Origin of the sequence: Candidatus Laterigemmans baculatus, from assembly GCF_010367455.1 — a bacterium.
GTDB classification, from domain to species: domain Bacteria; phylum Planctomycetota; class Planctomycetia; order Pirellulales; family Pirellulaceae; genus Laterigemmans; species Laterigemmans baculatus.
In genome coordinates this window covers 1-18,813 of sequence record NZ_WRPR01000120.1, presented here as the reverse complement: position 1 = coordinate 18,813, position 18,813 = coordinate 1, and the positions used below count along the sequence as shown (strand labels likewise).

At 64.7% G+C, this 18,813-nt stretch carries 14 protein-coding genes; 10 read left to right on the top strand and 4 right to left on the bottom strand.

The window, feature by feature from the left end; translation table 11 throughout:
- Window positions 1–37: 37 nt before the first annotated feature.
- From GNK13_RS19050 to GNK13_RS19040, 3 genes are all read right to left on the bottom strand, one after another.
- Window positions 38–1,051: an aspartate-semialdehyde dehydrogenase gene (locus tag GNK13_RS19050; protein ID WP_164104147.1), complete on the bottom strand. Its 1,014-nt coding sequence runs from the start codon at window positions 1,049–1,051 to the stop codon at window positions 38–40.
- Window positions 1,052–1,381: 330 nt separating this feature from the next.
- On the bottom strand, window positions 1,382–2,632 hold the full coding sequence (locus GNK13_RS19045) for a formylglycine-generating enzyme family protein (RefSeq protein ID WP_164104146.1): 1,251 nt from the start codon (window positions 2,630–2,632) through the stop codon (window positions 1,382–1,384).
- 138 nt (window positions 2,633–2,770) lie between these two features.
- Entirely contained in the window at window positions 2,771–4,141 is a 1,371-nt protein-coding gene (locus GNK13_RS19040; protein WP_203329151.1) for a S1C family serine protease, read from the bottom strand.
- A 301-nt stretch (window positions 4,142–4,442) separates the two neighbouring features.
- Between GNK13_RS19040 and GNK13_RS19035 the strand changes: the two genes are divergently transcribed.
- The 10 genes from GNK13_RS19035 to GNK13_RS18990 all read left to right on the top strand — a co-directional run bounded on the left by GNK13_RS19035 (window position 4,443) and on the right by GNK13_RS18990 (window position 16,212).
- A complete protein-coding gene (locus GNK13_RS19035) occupies window positions 4,443–5,729 on the top strand; it encodes a glucuronate isomerase (RefSeq protein WP_164104145.1) in 1,287 nt (428 codons plus the stop codon).
- 422 nt (window positions 5,730–6,151) lie between these two features.
- The gene (locus tag GNK13_RS19030) at window positions 6,152–7,276 is read left to right on the top strand and encodes an NAD-dependent epimerase/dehydratase family protein (protein WP_164104144.1); all 1,125 of its coding nucleotides are present in this window, start codon (window positions 6,152–6,154) and stop codon (window positions 7,274–7,276) included.
- Complete coding sequence (locus GNK13_RS19025) at window positions 7,273–8,382, top strand: NAD-dependent epimerase/dehydratase family protein (RefSeq protein ID WP_164104143.1); 1,110 nt, start codon at window positions 7,273–7,275, stop codon at window positions 8,380–8,382. Before GNK13_RS19030 ends, GNK13_RS19025 begins: the two co-directional genes overlap by 4 nt.
- Before the next feature lie 285 nt (window positions 8,383–8,667).
- On the top strand, window positions 8,668–9,726 hold the full coding sequence (locus GNK13_RS19020) for an MDR/zinc-dependent alcohol dehydrogenase-like family protein (protein WP_203329150.1): 1,059 nt from the start codon (window positions 8,668–8,670) through the stop codon (window positions 9,724–9,726).
- Window positions 9,723–10,973 (top strand): glycosyltransferase, encoded by a 1,251-nt coding sequence (locus GNK13_RS19015; protein ID WP_203329149.1) that lies wholly within the window; start codon window positions 9,723–9,725, stop codon window positions 10,971–10,973. The genes GNK13_RS19020 and GNK13_RS19015 overlap by 4 nt, the downstream gene beginning before the upstream one ends.
- A complete protein-coding gene (locus GNK13_RS19010) occupies window positions 10,973–12,172 on the top strand; it encodes a CgeB family protein (RefSeq protein ID WP_164104142.1) in 1,200 nt (399 codons plus the stop codon). The genes GNK13_RS19015 and GNK13_RS19010 overlap by 1 nt, the downstream gene beginning before the upstream one ends.
- Window positions 12,173–12,175: 3 nt before the next feature.
- On the top strand, window positions 12,176–13,315 hold the full coding sequence (locus tag GNK13_RS19005) for a CgeB family protein (protein WP_164104141.1): 1,140 nt from the start codon (window positions 12,176–12,178) through the stop codon (window positions 13,313–13,315).
- 6 nt (window positions 13,316–13,321) lie between these two features.
- Window positions 13,322–14,428, top strand: coding sequence for a CgeB family protein (locus tag GNK13_RS19000; RefSeq protein WP_164104140.1), 1,107 nt, complete (start codon window positions 13,322–13,324; stop codon window positions 14,426–14,428).
- 30 nt (window positions 14,429–14,458) lie between these two features.
- Window positions 14,459–15,262, top strand: coding sequence for a TIGR04290 family methyltransferase (locus GNK13_RS18995; RefSeq protein WP_164104139.1), 804 nt, complete (start codon window positions 14,459–14,461; stop codon window positions 15,260–15,262).
- On the top strand, window positions 15,247–16,212 hold the full coding sequence (locus GNK13_RS18990) for a hypothetical protein (RefSeq protein WP_164104138.1): 966 nt from the start codon (window positions 15,247–15,249) through the stop codon (window positions 16,210–16,212). The genes GNK13_RS18995 and GNK13_RS18990 overlap by 16 nt, the downstream gene beginning before the upstream one ends.
- A 135-nt stretch (window positions 16,213–16,347) precedes the next feature.
- Here the strand turns inward: GNK13_RS18990 and GNK13_RS18985 are convergent, their stop codons facing one another.
- Entirely contained in the window at window positions 16,348–18,492 is a 2,145-nt protein-coding gene (locus GNK13_RS18985; protein ID WP_164104137.1) for a LamG domain-containing protein, read from the bottom strand.
- Window positions 18,493–18,813 lie beyond the last annotated feature (321 nt).

Genomic DNA, 18,813 nt, shown 5'->3' with positions numbered 1-18,813 from the left:
GGGATCGCGGGGCGATTGCGACAGGATGGGGAGCGACTCAGACAGCGGCCGAATTGCGGACCAGCAGCTCGGCGATCTGCACCGCGTTGGTCGCGGCCCCCTTGCGGAGGTTGTCGCTGACGCACCAGAAGGTGATCCCGTGAGGGTTGCTGATGTCTTTGCGAATTCGGCCGACGAGCACGTCGTCGCGGCCTTCGCAGTCGACCGGCATCGGGTACCGCGAATCGGGCAGATCGTCGATCACCGTGATTCCATCGGCTTCGCCCAGCAGCTGCCGGGCTTCCTCAACCGACAGCGGTCGCTCGGTCTCGACCATGATCGACTCGCTGTGACCGACCGCGACCGGCACGCGGACGCAGGTCGGACAGACCTGGATCGATTCGTCCCCCATGATCTTCCGCGTCTCGTACACCATCTTCATTTCTTCCGAGGTGTAGCCTTCGTACTTCTGCGAGCCGATCTGCGGGATCAGGTTGAACGCGATCGGGTGCTGGAACGTTTGGGCCGCGACCTCGCTCCCGGCGAGCGAAGCCCGAGTGGCGGTTCGCAGCTCCTCCATTCCGGCCAGTCCCGCTCCGCTGGTTGCCTGGTAGGTGCTGACGACGACGCGGCGGACGCGGGCGGCGCGATGCAGCGGCGCGAGCGCGACGACCATCTGCGTGGTGCTGCAGTTGGGGCTGCTGATGATCCCGCGGTGGTTCTCGACCGCTTCGGGGTTGACCTCCGGAACGACCAGCGGAACGCTCGGATCCATCCGCCAGTAGCCGCTCTCGTCGACGACCACCGCCCCTCGCTCGACCGCCCACGGGATGAATTCCGCGGCCACGTCGTCGGGCGTGCTGGCGATCACCAGATCGACTCCCTCGAACGCTTCGGGGCACATCAGCTCGACCGTCACCTCGGTGTCGCCGACGCGGACCTGCGTGCCGGCTGTCCGCTGCGAGGCGAGCAACTTCAGTCGCTTGTAGGGAAAGTTGCGCTGCTGCAATTGCTCAAGAACAATCCGTCCGACCGCACCAGTGGCCCCGACCAGGGCGAGAGTTTCGTACACAGTGATCCCGTGGCAAAGGTTTGTAGAAGTGTGGGTAAGTAATGAATGGAGTGTGAGGCGTTCCGGTCCCCTCTCCCCCGAATGTTTCGCGGGAGTGACTCAAACGGTACCCCCAAACATCAGTCGCGAAACATTTGGGGGAGAGGGTTAGGGTGAGGGGGCTGTTGTGCGAGGTGTGGGTTGCTGCGGCCGGACAGTCCGCCGGCCGCTTAGACCCCCTCACCCCAGCCCTCTCCCCCAAAAGGAAATCGCGGAACTGGCTGGCATTGAGGCTGAGCCGACCCCCGCGATACCCTTTTGGGGGAGAGGGGGCCGGAGGGGCCAGCCCCCCTACTCTTCTCGGGCTGCCTTGATCGCCGCCGGGAGCTGCTCGTCGACGATCCCGAAGACGCCGCGGCCGCCGGAGATCCGCGACTGCACGTCATCCTTCACATCTTCGGTATTCATTTCCCAATACTTGGCGATTCCTTCTTCCGACTTCGGTTCGTAGGAGCGGAACAGCCGAAAGCCGACGCCGCGGGCCGGATCGCTGGTGAACCACCAGGGGCTTTTGGGGAAATTCGGGTCTTCCTCTTTCCAGTAGTCATCGTCCGAGGCCAAACGGGCGGCGCTCCGCAGCTGCGGCGGCTCCATCTCCCAGCTCCCGCCGCGGACCACTCCCGGATACGACTCTTCGGGCCACTGGACCGCCTCGTCGACGCTCAGCACCTTGTCGGTCGGCAGCTCGTAGCCCTCTTCGGAATAGGCGTCGACGGTCCATTCGGCCACGTTGCCATGCATGTCATACAACCCGAACGGATTCGGCTTCTTTTGAGCTCCCGGCAGCTGGCCGGAGTCGGCATTGTCGAAGTACCAGGCATAGTCGTCGATCTGCTCCGGGTCGTCGCCCCAGGAGTAGGCGGTTTGGGTTCCGCCCCGGGCGGCGTATTCCCATTCGGCTTCGGTCGGCAGCCGATACTGGCGTCCGGTCACGTGGCTGAGCCATTTCGTGTACTGGCGGGCGGCGTACTGCGTCATCGTGACGGCCGGCTGCTCGTCTTCCTGGCCGTACTCAAACGTAAAGCTCGGTTCGTACAGTTCGGTCGGCGCGGTCACCGCGTCGACGCGGTTGTCGTCGGTGACCGGACGGATGCCGCGAGCTTCGAACGACTTGAAGATCGCGTACAAATCCATGTACTGCCGGTACTCCGCCCACGTGACCTCTTCCTTGGCGACCCACATCGGAGGCACCTCGACCTTCACCTGCGGACCCTCGTCCTCATTGCGGCCAGCCTCCGATTCCGGGCTGCCCATGGTGAAGGTCCCTCCCGGAACGGGAATCATCTCAAAAGTGATGTCGGTTCCCGGAATTCGCTCGGTGTACGGCACCATGAAGCCGTGTTCGACTTTCACAGCCGGTCCCGACTCGGGGCGGGTCTCGGAGATTCCCGGAGCGGCGTTGAACGGCGGTTGTTCGGGAGAGCCTGTCGCGGGAGGGGTGGCTTGGGACGTGGCTTCATCCGCGGCGTGAACCAATGCGACGCCGACCCCGCCGCAGAGGCAACCGGCCAGAGCGATGGAAAGGAGCGATTTTTTCGACATGGCGCTTTGTGGCGATAAATGCTGAACTGAGAGACTGGAGAAAGATTATAGATCGCCACGATTGGTTCGCGGAGGGCCTTTTCCCCTCCGCGTGCGGTTTTCCCCTGAGAATGCCAGCAAATTCCGCCGAGCGGTCGCTCACCGCACGCTGAATTCCATCGGCCGGGCTCCAATTTCCACCGCGAGCGTGCGGCGGGTTCCGTCGCGGAAGATTTCGATCTCCGCCGTCTGGCCAGCGGGCCAATTGCCCACCATCCGCATCAGCGCTCCCATGTCGGCGATCTGGTTGCCGTCGAAGCCGACAATGATGTCGCCGGCGGCAATCCCCGCCTGGGCGGCGGGCGAATCGGGGTCAGCCAAGCGGCTGACCAGGGCGCCGCGAAGCCGGAAATCTTCTCCCGGCAGGAGTTCGTCGGGAACCTCGGCCAGTTGAACTCCCAGCCAACCGCGGTCAAACCGTCCGCTCGACCGCAGCCGCTCGACGACCCGCCGGGCCACGTTGCTCGGGATCGAGAAGCTGACCCCGCGATAGGTGTCGCCGACGATCGCGGTGTTGATTCCGATCAGCCGGCCTCGGGCATCGACCAGCGGTCCGCCGCTGTTGCCCGGATTCACCGCTACGTCGCTCTGCATGAAATCTTGATACGTCGTCCCCGCTTTGGCCGCCCGATGTTTGCCGCTGAGGATTCCAAAGGTGACGGTGCGGTCGAGCCCGAAGGGGCTGCCCACCGCCCACACCGGTGTCCCGACCTCCACCTGGTCGCTGTCCCCCCACTCGATTGGCATCAAACCCGTAGCAGCAACCCGCAGCAGCGCCACGTCGGTCAGCGGATCGCTGCCCAGCACTTCGGCCGACATCCGCCGCCCGTCGCTCAGCCCCACGGTGATCACGTCGCCGCCAGCAATCACGTGGTTGTTGGTCAGGATGTAGCCGTCGGCGTCGATGATTACGCCACTCCCTTGGTCGCTCATTTCCGGGGGCTGAATCCCACCGAGGCGGATCGAGTGGAGCGTCTGCTGCGGGTCGCTGCTCCGCTCGACTTCGATGTGGACGACGCTGGCCCCCACTCGCTGGGTGACCATTTGGTAGGCATTGGAGAGCGCATCGAGCCCAATATTCTGCAGCGCTCCCTCGCTCCCTTCGTATTCCGCTCGCAATTGGCCACGCCGCCACGCGTAGCGGGCTTCCTCGATGATTGCCGGCACGAGAAACCGGGCCGCTCCCAAGGTGCTGGCCAGCATCAGCAACGTGATGAGCGCTTGAGTCAGCGGAGAGGTTCCCCGGTTCGCATAGGTTCCGCGATAGGAAGAAGTTCCCCGCTGCGTCACTACCGGCGGGCGAGGCTCGAGCGAGCGGGCGAAGGGACGCTCTACGGGGGCCGCAGCATCGGGGGCCGCAACATCGGGGGCCGTAGCATCGGGAGCCTGGGCCTCCACGACAGCGGCCTCCACGGCAGCGGGTTCGGCCGGAGGGTCGTCGGTGGGAGGGCGGTGAGCGAAATCGGTCATGGAAGCGAGCTCTCTCGACCAAACGGAAACGGCGGCCCCCGGCCTGTCCTCTCTCTGCACCCAGTGTACCGCCGTGGAGTAAAAAATCCCAATCGATGCAGGGCTCCGGTCCGCGGGCGGGGCGACAAGACCCCTTTCCTGCTAGGCTCGTTTTCTTGCTAGGCTCGGGGCACGATCCGCGGTACCAGCCGCCACGCGCTAGTGTCCGGTTTTTGCGGCGTTTTCGGAAACCGGGGGCTAGCGCCCGGCGGCTGATTGCTAAGACCCTCTGTCCGTTTCCCCTCTCCTCCCCTGCTCTGCCATGTCTGAACAACTCCGACGCACGCTCCGCGATGAACTGGCGAAGATCACGCTGATCGATCCGCACACGCATATCAATCCGCACAGCCCGGCTTCGACGACGCTGGCCGACATCCTCGGATACCACTACTACACCGAGCTCGCACACGCGGCGGGGATGCCCAAAGCGGAGATCGAAGACCCGGCGATCTCGGACAAAGAACGCGTGGGACGGTTGGTCGAAGGGACAGTGCCGATTCACAATACGACCCAATACGCCTGGTTGGTCGATATCTGCCGGCGGTTTTTCGGTTTGGAAGCGGACACTCTGGACGCCTCGAACTGGGAGCAAGTCTACGAGGCCGCTTCGCAGCGGATGGAATCGGCCGAGTGGGCCGACACCGTGCTTCGCGAGAGCAACGTCGAAGCGGTCTTTCTGACCAACGATTTCGACGACGCGCTGGAGGGCTTTGACACTTCGCGGTACATCCCCTGCCTCCGCACCGACGACCTGGTGTTCCACCTTGGCCAGAGCAGCGTTCGCGAGCGGCTCGCGGCCTGCTCGGGGGTGGAGGTTCACGACCTGGCGACGCTGCGGGCGGCTCTGGAGCAGCGTTTCGATTATTTCGTCGCTCGCGGGGCCCGAGCCTGTGCGATCTCCCTGCCCCCCGATTTCGCCCCGCAACCGGTCGCCGACGGCCGCGCGGCATCTGCTCTCGAGGCGGTCCTTCGCTCGGGAACCGGGGCCGAAGAGTCCCACCGGCGGGCGCTGCAGAATCGCGTTTTCTGGACCCTGGCCGAACTGTGCGACGCTCATCGCCTGCCGTTCGACCTGATGATCGGCGTCAACCGCGGGGTGTACGCCGAGGGGGTTCATCAGGGACGCGACCTGTATGACAGCCGCGTGTCGCTGATCCAGTATCGCGAGCTGCTCAACGCATTTCCCGAGGTGACGTTCCCGGTCTCGGTCTTGGCCAGCGTCACGAACCAGGAACTGGTCAGCTACGCCTGGATCTTCCCGAACGTCGTGACCAATGGCCACTGGTGGTACAGCAACACGCCCACCTTCATCCACCGCGACGCCACCGCGCGGCTCGAAGCGGTCCCGGCGACCAAGCAGATCGGCTACTACAGCGACGCTTACAAGCTCGAATTCGTCGCTCCCAAATTCGCCATGTACCGCGACTGCCTGGCAAAGATCCTGGCCGAGACGTTCGTCATCGACCGCGGCTGGAGCGAGGAACGGGCGGTGGCGCTCGGCCGGCAAGTCCTCCGCGGCAACGTCGAGCGGATCTTTCCGGGCCGCTGAGCCGGTGCCGTGATGTTGAGCTGGTGCCGTTGCGCTGAGCCGGTGCCGCGACGCTGAGCCGGGTAGCTGGGTGCTGAGCTGCCACTGGGGCGCCGGCTGCCACTGGGGCGCCGGCTGCCACTGGGGCGCCGGCTGCCACTGGGGCGCCGGCTGCAGCAAAAGGAATGCTTGGGCGCGGATTCGCTAGCAAAAGCAGCGGGCGTCGCTTCGCGGCGGCGCCCCACCGCGGACAGGATTCTCCCACCATTCCCCCTGCGGGGGCGATGGGTGGTACCCGATTTGCAGCGTCGGGAAGCCGCATTCAGCAGCAGCAACGGCCCCCACTCAGGTGGTGCTATGGTCCGCTTTCGGGGCAAGTCATGGGTCGATCGGCTGCACCTGCTTGGCTCTCGTTTCGTTCCACAATCTCAGTCGTTCCCACCATGAAACCGCGGATTTTGATTACCGGCGGGGCGGGCTTCATCGGCTCCCACCTCGCCGATGAGCTCCTCGAGCAGGGCTACCGGGTTCGCGTGCTGGACTGTCTGTTGCCCCAGGTCCATGGTCCCAGCGGCGAGCGACCGGAGTATCTCGCCGCCGATGTCGAGTTGATCGTCGGCGATGTTCGCGATCCGGCGACGGTCCAGCGGGCGCTACAAGGAGTCGATGTGGTCTACCACTTGGCCGCCGCAGTCGGGGTCGGCCAGAGCATGTATGAGGTGGCGCACTATACGAGCGTCAATAACTTGGGGACCGCGGTTCTGCTGCAGGCGCTGGCCGATTCGCCGGTCGAGCGGCTGGTGGTGGCCTCGAGCATGAGCATCTACGGCGAAGGCGCCTATCGCTCGCCCGAGGGCCCATTGGTGGCGGCCAGCGAGCGGCCGCTCGAACAGCTGCAGGCCGGGCAATGGGAGGTCAGTGACGAAGCGGGGCGGCCGCTCGAGCCGGTGGCGACGCCCGAGACCAAAGCTCCCGCCGCCTCGTCGGTCTACGCGCTCTCGAAATACGATCAGGAACGGCTGAGCTTGATCGTTGGCGGGGCGTATCGGATCCCCACGGTGGCCCTCCGCTTTTTCAATGCCTACGGGCCGCGGCAGGCGCTCGGGAACCCGTACACCGGCGTGCTCGCGATCTTCTCTTCGCAGTATCTCAACGGGCACCGGCCGTCGATCTTTGAGGACGGTCTGCAGCAGCGAGATTTCGTCAACGTGCACGATGTCGCCCGCGCTTGCCGGTTGGCGATGGAGGTCCCCGAGGCGGCCGGGCATGTCTTTAACGTCGGCAGCGGCGACGCGGTCACGGTGAGGCAGGTCGCGGCGAAAATCGGCGAGGTCTTGGGGCTCGAGTCGATCGAACCCGAAATCACGACTCGCTATCGCGTCGGCGACATCCGCCACTGCTTTGCGGATATCAGCAAGGCTCAGCGGATTCTCGGATACGAGCCCCAGGTTTCCTTTCCCGAGGGGCTTGCCGAATTGGCGGAGTGGCTGCGGTCGCAAACGAATCTTGCGGCCGATGCCACTTCACGGGCACGGCAGGAGCTTACAGCACGAGGGTTGGTGGTATGAGGCGACGCATCGATACAGCCCCCAATGGCAAACCGCTTCGGTCGGCCGCCAGTTGCCGCAGCCGCCGGCCGGTGATGATCTCCGGCGGAGCTGGGTTCATCGGAACGAACCTGGCCACGCAATTGATCGAGAATGGCCGCGACGTGCTGCTCTTTGACAATCTCTCCCGCCCCGGCGTCGAGGAGAACCTGGCTTGGTTGACCGACCAGTATGGCGAGCACGTGAAGGTCGAGGTCCAAGATATTCGCGACTCCTTGGCAGTCCGGCACGCGGTGGCCCGCAGCAGCGCGGTCTTCCATTTGGCTGCCCAAGTCGCCGTGACCCACAGCCTGGTCGATCCGGGGTTCGACTTCGAGGTCAACGCGCGGGGGACGCTGAACGTGCTCGAAGCCTGTCGCGGCTGCACGACTCCACCGCCGCTGCTGTTTACATCGACCAATAAAGTCTATGGGAGCTTGGCCGACGTTCGCTGCGTCCGCGATGGCGATTGCTACCAGCCGTCGTGCGCCGAGACGCGGGCCCACGGGGTCAGCGAAGCGCGGCCGCTGCAGTTCCACAGCCCCTACGGCTGCTCCAAGGGGGCGGCCGATCAGTACGTGCTCGATTACGCCCGCTGCTACTCGCTGCCGGCGGTCGTGTTTCGGATGAGCTGCATCTACGGCCCGCACCAGTGCGGCAATGAAGATCAGGGCTGGCTGGCGCATTTCGCCCGTCGGATCATCGCCGACGAACCGCTGTCGATCTACGGCGACGGCCGCCAAGTCCGAGACGTGCTGTTCGTGACCGATCTGGTGGCGGCGATGCTCAAGGCCATCGACCAGATCAAGGTTACCGCCGGCCAGGCGTTCAACATCGGTGGCGGCCCCGCAAACGCGGTCAGCCTCCTGCAGGTGATCGACCACTTGGCCGAGCTGCGGGGCCAGCGGCCCGAAGTGGAGTACGGGCCGTGGCGGCAGGGAGACCAGAAATACTACGTCTCCGACACTCGCCGCTTCCAAGCCACAACCGGCTGGGCTCCGGCGGTCGATGCTCCGCAGGGAATCGAGCGGCTGTGGGCATGGCTGGCCGAGCACGTCGTGGAGCAGCCCGCGCTGAGCGGCGTTTGACGACACTCAACGGCGGCGTCCGCCGTCCTAGCAAGGCACCCTCCCCCCGGGAGGGTCGCGAGGAACGAGCGGGGAGGGTTTCCGCAATGGTGAATGCACTTTGGGGGAATCGTTGAGGACTGCTCTCCCTCCCCTCGCTGACGCTCGACCCTCCCGGGGGGAGGGTGAAGGTAAGTCCGGTTCTCACCAATTCCGCAGAAACCGGACGCTAGCGCGTGGCGGCTGATTTATTCCCCCCTCGGCTTCGTTGCACCGATCCGTTTAGCGCAGGATTCGCGTCTCACTATGACCAATCTCTCGACTCCGAACTCTTCTTCCACGGACGCTTCCTCCAATCTCCGCGGCGCGCGGCGTCGCGACAGCGGCTCTCCTGCCAAGCCGCCCGCGACGATGCGAGCGGCGGTGATCGCTGCTCCCGGTAAGATCGAACTCCGCGAGCTGCCGCTCCCCGAGCCGGGGCCGCGGCAGGTGCGAGTCCGGCTCGAAGGTTGTGGCGTCTGCGGCTCGAACGTCCCGGTCTGGGAGGGGCGGCCGTGGTTCGAGTATCCGCTCGAGCCGGGCGCGCCGGGGCACGAGGGCTGGGGTGTGGTCGATGCGGTCGGCAGCGAGGTGCAATCGCTGGCTGTCGGGGATCGCGTGGGCGCGCTGTCGTATCACGCCTTTGCCGAATACGATACGGTCGACGAAGACGCCGCAGTCGTCCTGCCGGACGAGCTGGCCGAGCTTCCGTTCCCGGCCGAGCCGCTCGCCTGCGCGATGAACGTGCTCGAGCGGAGCGATGTGCAGCCCGGCCAGGTGGTGACGGTGATCGGCGTCGGCTTCCTCGGCAGCTTGCTGATTCAAATGATGACGCGCCGCGGGGCGCGGGTGATCGCCGTTTCTCGCCGGCGATCGGCCCTCGAGTGGGCCGAGCGGATGGGAGCCATCGCCGCTCTGCCGCTGACTTCGCCGGACGACGTCCAGCAGCAGGTCGCGGCGCTCTCCGGCGGCGACGGCTGTCCCCGCGTCATCGAAGCGACCGGCTTCCAGGAGCCACTCGATTTGGCCGCTGCCTTGGTGGCGGTCCGCGGCAAGCTGGTGATCGCCGGCTACCACCAGGACGGACTCCGCCAGGTGAATCTGCAGCAGTGGAACTGGCGGGGAATCGACGTGATCAACGCCCACGAGCGGGACCCTGCGATCTACACCGCCGGGATGCGGCGAGCGGCTGCCGCGGTCGTCGCCGGGCAGCTCGACCCGGCCCCGCTGCTGACCCACACCTTTCCGCTCAGCGAGCTCGGGGCCGCTCTCGACGCGGCCGTGCAGCGTCCCGGCCATTTCATGAAGGCGGTGGTCAGGCCATGAAGTTACTGATGACGACCGACACCGTGGGCGGCGTCTTCGTCTATGTCGCGGAGCTGGTTCGCGCCCTGGAGCCGTTCGGCGTCGAGGTCGTGTTGGCAACTCAGGGTCCACCGCTCAAGGAGGACCAGCGAAGGCTGCTGGCGAAGCTGGACAACGTGAAGCTCTACGAAAGCCAGTACCGGCTGGAGTGGATGCAGGATCCGTGGCGCGACGTCGACGCGGCGGGAGGATGGCTGCAGGAGATCGCCGCGCGCGAGCAACCCGAGGTGCTCCATCTGAACGACTACTCCCACGCTGCCCTGCCCTGGCAGATTCCCGTGCTTGTGGTCGCCCACTCGTGCGTCTTCTCGTGGTTCGCAGCGGTGCGGAAACAGGCTCCGGGGCCCGAGTGGTCGCGGTACCGGCAACGCGTCGCACGGGGGCTGCAGGGGGCGGACTTGGTCGTCGCGCCGACCCGAGCGATGCTCGACGCCCTCCATGCCGCCTACTTCGTCGGGGCCGCCGACTCGCCCGGGATTTACGACTCGCCCGAGAATCATGACTCGCCCGGGATTCACGAAACGCTTGGGGGCGAGCGTTTTGGGGGAGGTCCGTCGCGGGTGATCGCCAATGGCATCGCTCCCCGCTCGGCTCGGCAGCGGCAACTTTACGGAGGCGTTGCCAAGGAACCGCTGGTGCTGGCCGCAGGCCGCGTCTGGGACGAGGCGAAGAACATTGGGCGATTGGCCGAAGCGGCTGCCGATCTGCGGTGGCCGGTCGTGGTCGCTGGCGAGTGCCGCCATCCCAACGGGGGCTACTGCCACTACGACGGCGTGCGGTTTCTCGGACGCCTGCCGTCGGAGGAGCTCGCGTCGTGGTACGCCCGGGCGGCGATCTACGCCCTGCCCGCCCGCTACGAACCGTTCGGGCTCACGCCGCTCGAAGCCGCTGCGGCCGGCTGTGCTCTGGTTTTGGGGGACATCGCTAGTCTCCGCGAGATCTGGGGTGATGCGGCGGTGTTCGTCGACCCGGAAGACCGGCGCGCTTTAACCGAAGCGCTCCATCGCCTCGCCGCGGATCGGGGGCTACGGACCGAGCTCGTCTCCCGCAGCCAAGCCCGCGCCCGCCAATTGACCGCCGGTCGCATGGCTCGCGGCTACTGGGACAGCTACCACGACCTGCTCCGCCGCCGGGACCGCGGAGCGATGGCTTCCTCGACCACTGCTGGTGCGACAGCCTCCGCTTTCACTGCACTCGAGAAGACCTGATGCGAATCGTTCTCTTCTATCACTCCTTGGTCTCCTGTTGGAATCACGGCAACGCGCATTTCTTGCGGGGCGTTGCGAGTGAGATGGTCGATCGCGGGCATCAGGTCCGCATTTACGAACCGGCCGACGGCTGGAGCCTGGAGAACCTCCGCCGCGACCATGGTGAGGAGCCGCTGCGAGAGTTCGAACGTTCGTATCCCGGCCTGAGCAGCAAGCCGTACGACCTCGCGACGTTCGACGTCGACACCGCGGTCGAGGACGCCGACGTGGTGTTGGTGCACGAGTGGAACGATCCGCAACTGGTCAGCCGACTCGGGTTGGCCCGCACCCGGCACAACTTCCGTTTGCTGTTTCACGACACCCATCACCGAGCGGCGACGGCCCCGGAAGAGATCAGCCGTTACGATCTCCGCCACTACGACGGGGTGCTCGCCTTCGGAGCGGTGATCCGCGACCTCTACCTTCGCAACGGTTGGGCCGAGCGGGCTTGGACCTGGCACGAAGCGGCCGACACACGGCTCTTCGAGCCCTTGGGGAGCCGGGAAGGCTCGCAGGGAAGCGGGGAAGACGGCTCGGCCGACGCGGACGACTTCGACGGCGACCTGGTGTGGGTCGGCAACTGGGGAGACGGCGAGCGGAGTGAAGAGCTCCAGCAGTACCTTTTGCAGCCAGTCCGCCGCCTCGGCCTGCGAGGGTGCGTGTATGGCGTGCGGTATCCCGACGAGGGCTTGGCGGCGCTTGCCGAAGCGGGAATCGAGTACCGAGGGTGGTTGGCGAACGGGCGGGTGCCGGAAGTTTTTCGCCGCTATCGGTGCACGGTCCACGTCCCCCGCCGGCCCTACCGCGAGTCGCTGCCGGGGGTTCCCACGATCCGCGTCTTCGAGGCGCTCGCCTGCGGCATTCCCCTCGTTTCGCTGCGGTGGGACGACATCGAAGGGCTGTTCACGCCGGGGAAAGATTATCTGGTCGCCGAGACCCCCGAGGAAATGCAGCAGGCCCTCGAGCTCGTGCTCCGCGATCCACAGCGAGCCGAGGAGCTGGCCGCCCACGGTCGCCAAACGATCCTCGAGCGGCATACCTGCGGCCACCGCGTCGACGAGCTGTGGCAGATTTTCGCGGAGCTCGGGCTGCGAAAAACGGCCGAGGCCGAGAGCCTGAGTACTGAGATTCCTTCACCTCGTGATAGAGAGGCACAGTGACACATGTCAGCGGGAATGCAGATCGCTTTCTTTGGCTCGAGCCTCGTCTCCGCCTACTGGAACGGCGCGGCGACCTACTACCGCGGAGTGATCCGCGCCCTGCACGCCCGCGGGCATCGCGTCACGTTTTACGAGCCGGACGCGTTCGAACGCCAGCAGCACCGCGATCTGCCCGACCCGGAGTGGGCCGAGGTGGTCGTCTACTCGGCCGATGGGACCGCGGAACTGGAACGCTGTCTGGAGCGAGCGAAGGGTTCAGACGTCGTCGTCAAAGCGAGCGGCGTGGGCGTGTTCGACGAGCTGCTCGAGGCGGCGGTGCTCGACCTGCAACGGCCCGAGACACTCGTCGCCTTCTGGGATGTCGATGCACCAGCGACGCTCGAACGGGTCCAAAACGATCCCCGCGATCCGTTTCTCCCGCTGATTCCCCGCTACGACATGGTGCTGACCTACGGGGGCGGACCGCCAGTGATCAACGCCTACACGGCGCTGGGGGCGGCCCGCTGCGTGCCCATCTATAACGCTGTCGACCCCGAGTCGCACCATCCGGTCCCGCCCGATCCACGCTTCAGCGGCTCGCTCGCCTTCCTGGGCAATCGCTTGCCGGATCGCGAACAGCGGGTCTTCGATTTCTTCTTCGACGCTGCCCGCCAACTGCCGGACGAGTCGTTTCTGCTTGGCGGTAGCGGCTGGGATGCAGGCGTCGCGTTGCCGGAGAACGTCCGGCACCTCGGGCACGTTTTCACCCGCGACCATAACGCGCTCAACTGCACGCCCAAGGCGGTGCTGAATATCAGCCGCGAAAGCATGGCCCGGTTCGGGTACTCGCCAGCGACACGGGTCTTCGAAGCGGCCGGTGCGGGCGCGTGCCTGATCACCGACGCTTGGGAAGGTCTGGAGTTGTTCCTGGAGCCCGACGCCGAAGTCCTGGTCGCGGAGGATGGGGCTCAGGTCGCCGAGCATCTCCAGCGTCTCACGCCCGAGCGAGCGGAAGCGATCGGACGTGCGGCGCTTCGCCGCGTTCTCGCCGAGCACACCTACGAACATCGCGCCCGCGAGCTCGAGGCGGTACTCGAGGGCCGCGACGCTCTCGAAAGTCGCGACATCGTCTCCCCTGTCCCATCGTCCCTTACCCAGTTGTGAACGCCCATGGCGACGCTCGACATCACGATCCTCGGCCTCTCGATCACATCCTCGTGGGGGAATGGTCACGCGACGACGTACCGCGGGCTGGTTCGATCCTTGGCAGCACGGGGCCACCGGGTGACGTTTTTGGAAAGAGACGTTCCCTGGTATGCGGATAACCGCGACCTGGCAAATCCTCCCGGGTGCCAGACCGAGTTGTACGATTCGCTCGATGAACTCCGGGGCAGATTCTCGACGACGATCCGCGAGGCCGATGTGGTCGTCGTCGGTTCGTATGTCCCTGACGGAATCGCGGTCGGCAAGTGGGTCCAAGAGTCGGCGGAAAATCTAACTGCTTTTTATGACATCGATACGCCGATCACTCTGGCTCGGCTTGCAGAAGACGACTGCGAATACCTCTCCCCCGACCTCGTGTCCCAGTACGACTTATATCTTTCCTTCAGTGGTGGAAAGTCGTTGCAGCGTTTGGAGCGGGAGTTTCATTCGCCCCTCGCCCGTCCGCTCTACTGTTCGGTCGATCCGGAGCATTATTACCCACTCGAAACAGAACAGCGATACGATCTGGGCTACCTTGGAACCTATAGCACCGATCGCCAGCCGCCACTCGAAAAGTTACTCATCGAGCCGGCGAGCCAGTATCCACAGGGGCGGTTTGTCGTCGCTGGTCCTCAATATCCCGATACGATTCGCTGGCCGCCTAATGTGGAGCGAATCGACCATTTGCCACCAGCGGAGCATTGCCGTTTCTACAACTCGCAGCGATTTACGCTGAACGTCACGCGAGCTGAGATGATTCGTGCCGGGCATTCGCCGAGCGTGCGGCTTTTCGAAGCAGCCGCTTGCGGGACTCCAATTATCAGCGACTGGTGGGCGGGGCTGGACGAACTTTTCGAACCGGATCGCGAAATCCTGATCGGCAAGTCATCGGCCGAAGTGTTGCGCCTGCTGCAACGGATCGATGCGACCGAAGCCGCCGCGATCGGCCATGCCGCCCGCGAGCGAGTGCTGGCTGATCATACCGCCGACCGCCGAGCCGAGCAGTTCGAACAGTTCGTCGAGGAAGCGAATCAGAAGCGGTCGCAGTCTCGGGTCCCCAAGCGAATTTCCTGAACCTCAATCAGCCTCATGGAGCCTCTCCCCATGCATGATACCGTGCAGCAACTCGGCCCCTGGTTTCACAACTTGCATCTTCCCGATGGGAGCCAGACGGCGCCGGGGCATGGGCTAGGAGATTTTCCCAACAACAAGTGGCTCCAGATCGAACCCCATCTCCCCAGCGACCTCTCGGGCTGGACCGTGCTCGATATCGGCTGCAACGCCGGGTTCTACAGCGTCGAGCTGGCGCGCCGAGGTGCCGAAGTGACGGCGATTGATCACGACCCCCGTTACCTGAGGCAGGCAAGGTGGGCCGCCGGCCAGTTCGGGATGGAAGACCGGATCCAGTTTCGGCAGATGCAAATCTACGATCTGGCTCATACTCCCGAGACTTATGATTTGGTATGGTTCATGGGCGTGCTATACCATCTCCGTTACCCGATGTTGGGATTGGACATCGTCGCTCGCAAGGCTCGGCGAATGATGGTTTTTCAGACCATGACAGCTCCCGGTGACGAGGTGATCGAACCGCCCGCCGACATGGATCTCGGTGGCCGCGGCCGCATGAATGAGCCCGGCTGGCCCGCGATGGCGTTCATCGAACGCCGGTTGGCCAACGACCCGACGAACTGGTGGGCCCCCAATCACGCCTGCGTCGAGGCGATGCTACGGAGCTGTGGATGGCAGCCGACCTCGCGGCCGGCCCATGAGATTTACCTCTGCGAACCGAAATCCATCGCGGATGAGGGCATCGGGGAGCTCTTGGAAGCGGAGTATCTAGCGGCCACCGGTCAGTCCGAAATCGCAAGCTCGAACTCACATGAGAATCCACGATGCGCAACCGATTAGGAATTTGTCAGTGGTTTCATTACCAAGACTATGCCTCGGTCGAGCGAGCCGTCGAACTCCTCCATGACCTCAACGTTCGACACTTGCGGACCGGCGTCTCCTGGGCCGACTTTCACCGGCCGGGAGGCGCCGAGTGGTATGAGTGGCAAATGCGGCAGTTGGCCGACTTCGAGGTGCTCCTCAGCGTCTGGCATACGCCTCCTTCGCTCGCCGAAGGCCGATGCTGCAGCGGGCCGCCGCGGCGCCTGGCCGATTACGCCGACTTCATCGGTCAGCTGACTCGAGATTACGGTGATTTCTTCAGTCACTTGGAACTCTGGAACGAGCCCAATAACCGCTACAAGTGGGGCTTTGATCGGTTCGACCCCGAGTGGGCCAAGTTCGCCGAAATGATTCGCTTGGCCGCGGCCAAAGCGCAGCAAGACGGGGTGCCGACGGTGCTCGGTGGAATGTGCCCGGCCGATCCCCAGTGGATCGCCCTGATGGATCGCCATCAGGCTCTACATAATCTTGATATCATCGCGATCCACGCTTTCCCTGAGATGTGGTGGGACGACCAGCCGAATTGGGAATGGTACACGCACTGGCGCGGCTGGAAGCATAAGATTGAGAAAGTCGCGGCCGAGGCGGGGGAACGTCCGATTTGGGTCACCGAAACGGGGCTCGCGACATGGGATCTCGAGGCTCATCGAGAAGACCGTTACGAGCTGCAAGTCGTAAAGCTGCGGGAAGCGGCCCTCGCTCCGGCCGAACGCGTCTACTGGTACAGCCTCATTGACCTTGATCCGGCTCGTGAAGCGATCGAGGGATTTCATGTGGATGAGAATGAGTACCACATGGGCCTTGTCTCCTGGGAAGGCGTCAAGAAACCGGCTTACGACGTGATGAAAGAATTGCTGGCGGAGAAACGTTCACGCTCCAGTCGCTGCGCCGCCGCGGCCCCGTCGTAACGTCGCCTTGCGCTCCGCATAGTCGCCTTGCGCTCCGCATAGTTGCCTTTCGCTCCGCGAAAGTTGCGCTAGGACGCTACTTTCGCGGAGCGAAAGGCGACTATAGAAGGGTGCTGGGAAGAGCCCGCCGGCGGCTTACTTTTGCGGGCCCGCTAGAGCGCGGACTTCTTCGCCGCGGAGCGGGCGATCGAAGAGAGCGATCTCGTCGAGGCGTCCTTCCCAGTTCGCCTGGTTGTCGCTTCGGCCTCCCAGGAAGATTTCCTTGGCGGCGGCCGTCGGCGTCTGGCTGGCCGTGGCGACGATCTCCGGCTCTTCGTTGCCGTTGAGGTAGACGCGAACTTCGTCGCCCTCGCGGACCATCGTCACCTGGGCCCAGGTCCACCGCGGAATTTCCGTCCGTCCCGCCGTTGGGCTGCCGTCGCCTTGCTGGAAGATCAGCTTGCCGGCGTGCTCGCCGGTGCCACCGACCCCAAGCTGTTCCCCGGCCGGCGCCAGCCCGTGGTTGGGGCCCCGCGAAAAGAACCATCCGCTGACCGGGCGTGCGTCGGCCGGCATCCCGTTCCAGATCCAGAGGGAGACCGAGTACTGGTCGTCCAGTTCGGGAAGATGAGCTCGCATTCGGCCGCCGGCGAAGTGAGCGGCGCGGTTCACATTGCCATCGCGACAGAATTGGTCGGAGTGGGGACCTTCGAGGAAATAGACGACTTCGGGTTCGTAGATGCCTTCACGATGGTTCCCCGATGCGTCGCTGGCCCGGGGAGCTGAGAACTCGTCGAGTCGCCAGTAGGCAGCCGGGCCGGCGGCGAGGATTTTTTCGGCGCTGGGCCCCTGCCCCGGATCGTAAGGAGTGCGAGGTTTGCCAGCGACCTGCTCGAGCAAGGCCAGTGCGGCTTCGGCAATCCGCGGTTCGGCCTCGACTTCGAGTCCCGCCGAGCGAGCGGCCCAGGTGTTGTAACCGCCGAGGAGGTGCTGTTCCGGTGGCGGAATGTAGCCGTCGCCTCCATTGGCCAGCTCGATCACCATCGTTTGCTCGAGCGGACTTTGGAGTTTGATTTTGAGTCCCGTCAGGGCGTAGGTCTCATTCGGCGTCGTCGCGATCGCGATGTCACCGATCCGGAGCGCCTGCACGACGACCTGGGTCGATTGCCACTGGTGGAGCAGGAGTTGTTCGCGGGCGTAGACTTCCTCGGTCGTCTTCGGCAGCCGATCGCCCATCGCTTCGACGACGCCCTGAGCCCACTGCAATCGCTGCTTGTCGGGGACGCGGTACTTCATGTCGAGCCGGGTTTCGAGCATCTTCAGGTCGGCATCGTCCGAATACTCGATCTTTTCGTAGGCTTGCATCGCGATGTCGAGCAGCCCCTGGGCGTAGCCCTCCATCGAGAGCGCTTCAATCTCTTCAGGCGTCTGCAGGGTGTAGTCCTTGCGATAGATATCGCCGCTGCAGCCGTGGGACATGATGCCGACCATCGGCGGCCGATCCTTGCTGGCATCCGCAGCGATCCGCTGCTGCAAGCCGTCGCTGAAGATCCCGAAATAGTCGGCGCTGACCGACGGCTGGCCACCGAAGTAGTGCATCGAAAAATTCGCCAGCACGGCGATCGGATCCCCCTTGGTCGACTGGATGGAGATCAGCGACAGGTCGGGATCTTCGGGGCCCGATTCCCCGACCACGTCATCCCAGTTCCGGCCAGCGTGCATGTTGGCCCGCACGGTGGGATTGCCAAACGGGTCTTCGGCGATCCGATCCGGGCGGCGGATCCAGCGACGCAGCGCCGTGTAGTGCTCCGCGTTGGCCTTGCCCCAGCCGACCCGCGCCGGTTCCAAATTGGCTTCGGCGGCGACGATCGCTTCGGCCAGTTTGATCCGCAAGTAGGGAACGTACTCCGGATCGAGATCGGTCCCCAAGCAGCCCATCGAAGCCGGGGCGGTATGGGTGTGGGTCGCCGAGATCAGCATCCGGTCCGGGCGAATCTCGGTCTGGCTCGCGGCCAACTCTTTGGCTTCATCGAGGAGTTGCCGAGGCATCATGCAGCTGTCGACCACGACGATCGCCAACCGCTCCTGACCATCGTCGAGCACGATCGCCCGCGCATGGACCGGCGTGACGATCTTATCCGCGCTGCGGCTGGTCATTCCGCCGTTGATCAGCACGGGAAACTGGACGGGCGAGACGTCCACGATCGCCGCCCCGGCTCGCAGTTCGGCCAAGGCTTGGGAAGCAGGAAAGCACAGACACGAGAGGGTGCCGAGCAGCACCGCGGTAGGAATGGTTCGCATCGGGAGGGATTCTCGAGTGAGGAAGGACGCACCCGGAAGGTGCCGGAACGGGGCGGGTCGCTTCCTAGTTTACCTACATCGGCCACCGCCAGTGTGCGTCGGCCTTTCCAGGCTGACTCAGAGTCGCCTTTCGCTCCGCGAAAGCACGCGCGGGTGGATGCTTCTTTCGCGGAGCGAAAGGCAACTATGGAGGCAACAGGTCAGGCTGGAGAGCCTGACGTACGGCTTAGCTGGACAGCGCCACTTTCTTACGCTGAATTGCCATAAAGTCAGCAGTGCCCAGCAGTTGGCTACCAAGTCGTTTAACGGCAAGCCGAAGGC